The sequence below is a fragment of the Elstera sp. genome, from assembly GCF_044372965.1.
Taxonomy (GTDB): Bacteria; Pseudomonadota; Alphaproteobacteria; order Elsterales; family Elsteraceae; genus Elstera.
Genome location: NZ_JBILQX010000214.1, coordinates 1 through 5,292, shown reverse-complemented (window position 1 = coordinate 5,292; position 5,292 = coordinate 1). Strand labels below are relative to the sequence as shown.

The 5,292-nt window shown below is 60.3% G+C and carries 5 protein-coding genes; all 5 read left to right on the top strand.

The window, feature by feature from the left end; genetic code table 11:
* Positions 1-552: 552 nt before the first annotated feature.
* The 5 genes from ACIQ36_RS17985 (at position 553) to ACIQ36_RS17965 (ending at position 5,280) form a co-directional block, all read left to right on the top strand.
* Positions 553-1,119 (top strand): recombinase family protein, encoded by a 567-nt coding sequence (locus tag ACIQ36_RS17985; protein ID WP_395831872.1) that lies wholly within the window; start codon positions 553-555, stop codon positions 1,117-1,119.
* A 16-nt stretch (positions 1,120-1,135) separates the two neighbouring features.
* A complete protein-coding gene (locus ACIQ36_RS17980) occupies positions 1,136-2,818 on the top strand; it encodes an IS481 family transposase (protein WP_395831874.1) in 1,683 nt (560 codons plus the stop codon).
* Positions 2,808-3,779, top strand: a complete 972-nt coding sequence (locus ACIQ36_RS17975; RefSeq protein ID WP_395831870.1) for an AAA family ATPase — start codon at positions 2,808-2,810, stop codon at positions 3,777-3,779. Before ACIQ36_RS17980 ends, ACIQ36_RS17975 begins: the two co-directional genes overlap by 11 nt.
* Before the next feature lie 159 nt (positions 3,780-3,938).
* A complete protein-coding gene (locus tag ACIQ36_RS17970; protein ID WP_395831868.1) occupies positions 3,939-4,928 on the top strand; it encodes a DUF4113 domain-containing protein in 990 nt (329 codons plus the stop codon).
* Between the two features lie 13 nt (positions 4,929-4,941).
* Positions 4,942-5,280 carry an SOS response-associated peptidase family protein gene (locus ACIQ36_RS17965; protein WP_395831866.1) on the top strand — a complete coding sequence of 113 codons (339 nt, stop codon included), beginning with the start codon at positions 4,942-4,944 and terminating at the stop codon, positions 5,278-5,280.
* Positions 5,281-5,292: the final 12 nt, after the last annotated feature.

The following is a 5,292-nucleotide window of genomic DNA, read 5'->3' as shown; positions in this document are numbered from 1 at the left end:
AGCCGAGGCCGAAGAACGATACTACGCCATGCTGGACGCACCAGCCATGGCCGCATAACTTAAACCAAACGGTCTCCGGCAAACTCGGGGCGGTTCAGTCCTCCCCCCGCTCCTTAATTGTAGCGGCCCGCAATCATCCGGCTTTCGGCCCGATTTTATCGCCATTTCTGGCCCGAATTGCGTGAGATTATAAGGGCACTCCGACCCACATTATCTGCGACGCAGCCCGAATTATGTGAGACGGACCCGCAATCATCGGGACAGGCCCATTAGCCGTGAGACGGATGGGACGCGCATCAAACCGGCAATCCCGCATTCGGCGTCCGGGCCGACGGCCTCGTCAGATTTAGCGCGGCCCGACCTCCGTTGAATAAGCCGATGTTAGAGACCTTTCTTCGTCAGGCAAGGAAACGTCCGTTTTCTTTACTGCTGGGAATGGTACCGGGGACACGTCGCCATTCTGCCAATTTTGTGGTAAAGAAATCCGGTTAGGATTTCATCGTAAAGTTATTGGGCAGCGCTACGGGTTTGCTGCCCAAAAAAGAGGGGGCCATGCTCTTCGGCTACGCGCGCGTCTCGACCGATGATCAAAATCTCCATCTTCAGCATGACGCCCTGCGCGTCGCTGGGTGCGAACGGGTATTCGAGGATCGAAAGAGCGGTGCCAAGGCCGAACGGCCCGCCTTGACCGCAGTCCTCGATATCATGCGGGCTGGCGATACTCTGGTGGTATGGCGGTTGGACCGGCTCGGTCGCTCGCTCAAGGATCTGATCCGCCTGGTTGAAACGCTTGAGGCGCGGAAGATAGGCCTTCGTAGTTTGCAGGAGGCGATTGACACAAGTTCCAGCGGCGGTCGCTTGGTCTTCCACCTCTTCGGTGCCCTGGCCGAGTTTGAGCGGAACCTCATACGTGAGCGCACCAATGCCGGTTTAGAGGCAGCGCGTGCGCGTGGGCGTGTCGGCGGGCGACGTAAACAGCTTGATCCCGACAAGCGTCGATTGGCTGTCCAGCTTTACGACGAGAAGAAACACACCGTCATCGAAATTTGCCGCCTCATGGGCATTTCTAAGCCGACGCTCTACAGCTATGTGGCCGAAGTCCATGCCCGCGCCGCCTGATCCGGGCCCGGTCACTATCCCGGCCGACGCGCTGATGAACCTGCGGCGTCGTCTGGACGCGCTGCCGTCCCGTCACCCCGACCGCAAGGCGATGCTCGAAAGCGCTGCAAGCCTCTATGGCATTTCACGAGCAACGCTCTACCGCCAGCTTCGCCGTCTGTTCCAACCGCCCAAGGCCGTTCGCCGCGCTGATCGCGGCAAGCCGCGCAAGATTCCTGTCGATGATCTTGAGCGGTTCTGCGAGATCATCGCCGCACTCAAAATCCGCACCGCCAACAAGAAGGGGCACCATCTCTCGACGGTGCGCGCGATTCAATTGATGGAGGAATATGGTGTCGAGACACCGGATGGCCTTATCAAGCTGCCGCCCGGCCTTCTGAGCAAAACAACGGTAAATCGCTATCTGCTTGCCTGGGGCTACGACGAAGCTCGGATGACGCGGGCACCGCCGGTTGTCCGCTTCCAGGCCAAGCGCAGCAATGAATGCTGGCAGTTCGACATGAGCCCATCCGACCTAAAGGCCGTGAAACGCCCCTTGTGGATGGATCCGAGGCGGGGCAATCCGACGCTGATGCTGTACAGCGTGGTCGACGACCGCAGCGGTGCCGCCTATGTCGAATATCGTTGCGTTTATGGCGAGGATGCCGAATCGGCGCTTCGGTTCCTGTTCAACGCTATGACGACAAAAGGTGAGGATGGCTCACCCCTCCAGGGCATTCCCGATAGCCTCTATTTGGATAATGGTCCTGTCGCCAAAAGCAGGGTTTTCCAAAACGTCATGGAATGTCTGGGCGTCAAGATGATGACCCACATCCCGGCCGGAAAGGACGGCCGCCGTACCACGGCGAGGTCCAAGGGGAAGGTCGAACGGCCATTCCGCACACTCAAAGAAGCCTACGAGACCCTGTACCACTTCCATGAGCCTGAGAACGAGGCCGAGGCGAATCTGTGGCTGCACCGCTACATCGACCGGGACTACAACACCCGACGGCACCGGAGCGAACCCCACTCCCGAATCGACGACTGGATGGGCCACCTGCCGGCTGAGGGTGTCAGGGCCATGTGCAGTTGGGAACGGTTTTGCGCCTTCGCCCGCGAACCTGAGCGGCGTCAAGTCGGAGCGGACGCGCGTCTCACCGCCGATGGCGTGACCTATGAGGTCGCTCCCGATCTAGCGGGCGAAACCGTCGTCCTCTGGTGGGGCCTATTCGACCATGAGCTCTATGTCGAGCATGGCGAGAAGCGCTACGGCCCCTTCTCGCCGACCGGCGGGCCGATACCGCTCCACAAATATCGCAAGTTTCAGAAAACTAAGATCGAGGAGCGTGCCGATCGGGTGGCGGCTTTGGCTGACCGTCTTGGCCTGCCGCGCGCCGCGCTGACTGGCGAGATCGGTGTTGCCGATGCGATTGGTCCTATCCCGGTCCAGATATCGGCATCCGTGCCTGTACCCGTCGTTCCGTTCCAAGATCCCGATCCGTTTAAGGAATTGCGGTATCCAACCGTCCTCGCCGCCAAGCTCGGCATCTCTGACTATTTGGCGATGCCGCTAGCCCGTCTGTCCGATGACGACCGGGCCTACATCGACGCTATCTTGGTCGAGACGTTGGACCGGCGCACCATCGTCGAGAAGATGCGCCAGCGATTTCTCAAACCGCGCAAGAAGCCGACCACAGGGGATGATGACCATGCGGAATGAAGTGATGGAGTTCTATGGGCTCAAGCGTTCGCTCCGCTCGGCCGGGTATTTCCTGACCACGCATCACCATGATCTGCTCAACGAGGTGAAGCAGGCGATCTATGACGGAACGCTGATCGTCCTCAGTGGCGTCATCGGGGCTGGTAAGACGGCGGCACTGACCCAGTTGCAGGAACGGCTACTTGAGGAAGACCGCATTGTCGTCTCGACGGCAGTTTCGGTTGAAAAGAACCGAGTGGCCCTCGGCACCCTAATCACCGCGCTGTTCTGCGACCTCTCCACAGAGAAGGAACCCAGGATCCCGAAGTCGGGCGAATTGCGCGATCGCGCCCTGCGAGCTCTGGTGAAGAAGCGAAAGAAACCTGTCGTTCTGTTCATTGACGACGCGCACGATCTGCATCGCAATACCTTGATCGCACTAAAACGCCTGATCGAGCTTGTTAAGGGGGGCGGTGCTAGGCTTTCCATCGTCCTGGCGGGCCATCCTCGTCTGCGCAACGAGATGCAGGACCCTGCCATGGAGGAGATCGGCTATCGCACGGCGACCTTCGACTTGGAGGGCGTCGCCGGTAGTCAGCGCGAGTATATGACGTGGTTAATCGAGACATGCAGCAAGGGCGAGGTCTCGATCGACGATGTGCTTGAACCTGCCGCGGTCGATCTCCTCGCGGCTAGACTACGAACCCCCTTGCAGATCGAGCAGCATCTCGAACTTGCCATGGAGACCGGGTTGAAGGCGCACCTGAAGCCGATCACCGAGGAAATCGCCGAATCAGTATTGTCTAAGCAGATCGACGGGGTGGAGGCTACGCTTACCAGGCACGGTTATACATCGAAGGTTTTAACGGAAATGCTGAGGGTTAAGCCGTCTGAGCTGAAGGCGCTGTTCCGTCATGATCTCCCCGCCGACCGTGCGCGCGACATCAAGGAGCAAATGCTCGCTGCGGGCTTGCCAGTTTGATGCGCGGCCCATCCGTCTCACGGATAATGGGCCAGCCCAGATGATTGCGGGTCCGTCTCATATAATCTGGGCTGAGTCGCAAATAATATGGGTCGGAGAGCGCTTACAGTCTCACGCAATTCGGGCCAAAAATGGCGATGAAATCGGGCCGAAGGCCGGATGATTGCGGGCCGCTACACTTATTCGATCGACGAGATGTTTTTGGATTTTACCGGCATCACGGACGATCTGACCGCATTGAGTGTCGATATTCGGGCTGCGGTTCGCAAAATCGCAAAGATACCGACCTGTGTTGGCATCGGTCCCACCAAGACCCTTGCCAAACTGGCCAACCGCATTGCCAAAGCCGATCGGCACGGGCCAGGGGTGTTTGACCTATCGTCGGCCGACGTGCGGGCGCGGCTGTTTCCGGGCCTCGATCTGGCCGACGTCTGGGGGATCGGCCGCGCGTCGCTCGATAAACTCGCCCGGCTCGGGGTGACGTCGGTGGGGCATTTTACCGCCCTGAAGAGCGACCAGGTGAGGGAGATGCTGACGGTAACGGGGCAACGCACTCACGCTGAACTGCGCGGGATACCGTGCTTTGAGTTTTCCCAAACCCCGCCGCCCAAGAAAAGTATCGCGGTCACCCGGAGTTTTGGCCAGGCGGTCACGTCCTGGGAGGGCATGCGGGAGGCCGTCGCGGCCTACGCGACCCGCGCCGCTGAAAAGCTCCGTCGCCATGGCCTTCAGGCAAGCGGAATGCAGGTTTTCATGCACACGAGCCGCTTCAGCGGCGATCCGTCCTATAGCAACCAGGTCACCCTTGCCCTGGAGCCGACCGCTGACAGCTTGGCCCTCGTTACCAGCGCGACGCGCGCGGCCCGCGCTCTATGGCGCGACGGCTATCGTTACGCCAAAGCGGGCATCGTGCTCCTCGATCTGTACCAACCGGATGAGCAGCCGGTCGCGGACTTATTCCCGTCGCGCGACCCGGCAAAATCGGCGGCGCTCATGGCCGCGTTGGATAGCGTCAACCAACGCTTTGGCCGAAACACGCTTCGACCAGGTGCCGTTGCCGCCGCACCTGCCTGGGGTATGCGCCGCAACAACCTCTCGCCTTGCTATACGACGCGGGAGACCGACTTAATGCAGGTGATTGCCTGTTAAGGGATGATACGGCATGTGCAACCGCTACCAGACGACCACGGATCAGGCCGGACTTGTGCAGGCCTATGGCATCGATGCGCCCTATGCCGGCCTTGGGGCTCTGCCCTCGTCGGAATTGTTCCCTAAGCGCCTGGCTTGGGTCGTTCGCAAGGTTGACGGAAAGCGTCGCCTCGACGTCATGGCCTGGGGGTTTCCGCCGCCGGGCGATGCGCCGACGCCCGTGACCAATGTCCGAAACCTCTCAAGCCCGTTTTGGCGCAAGGCCCTGAGCACGCCGGCTCAACGGTGCCTCGTGCCCGTGACCGCGTTTTGCGAGTGGGAAGGGCAGGCGGGGGCAAAAGTCGCGCGCTAGTTTAGAGTGCCA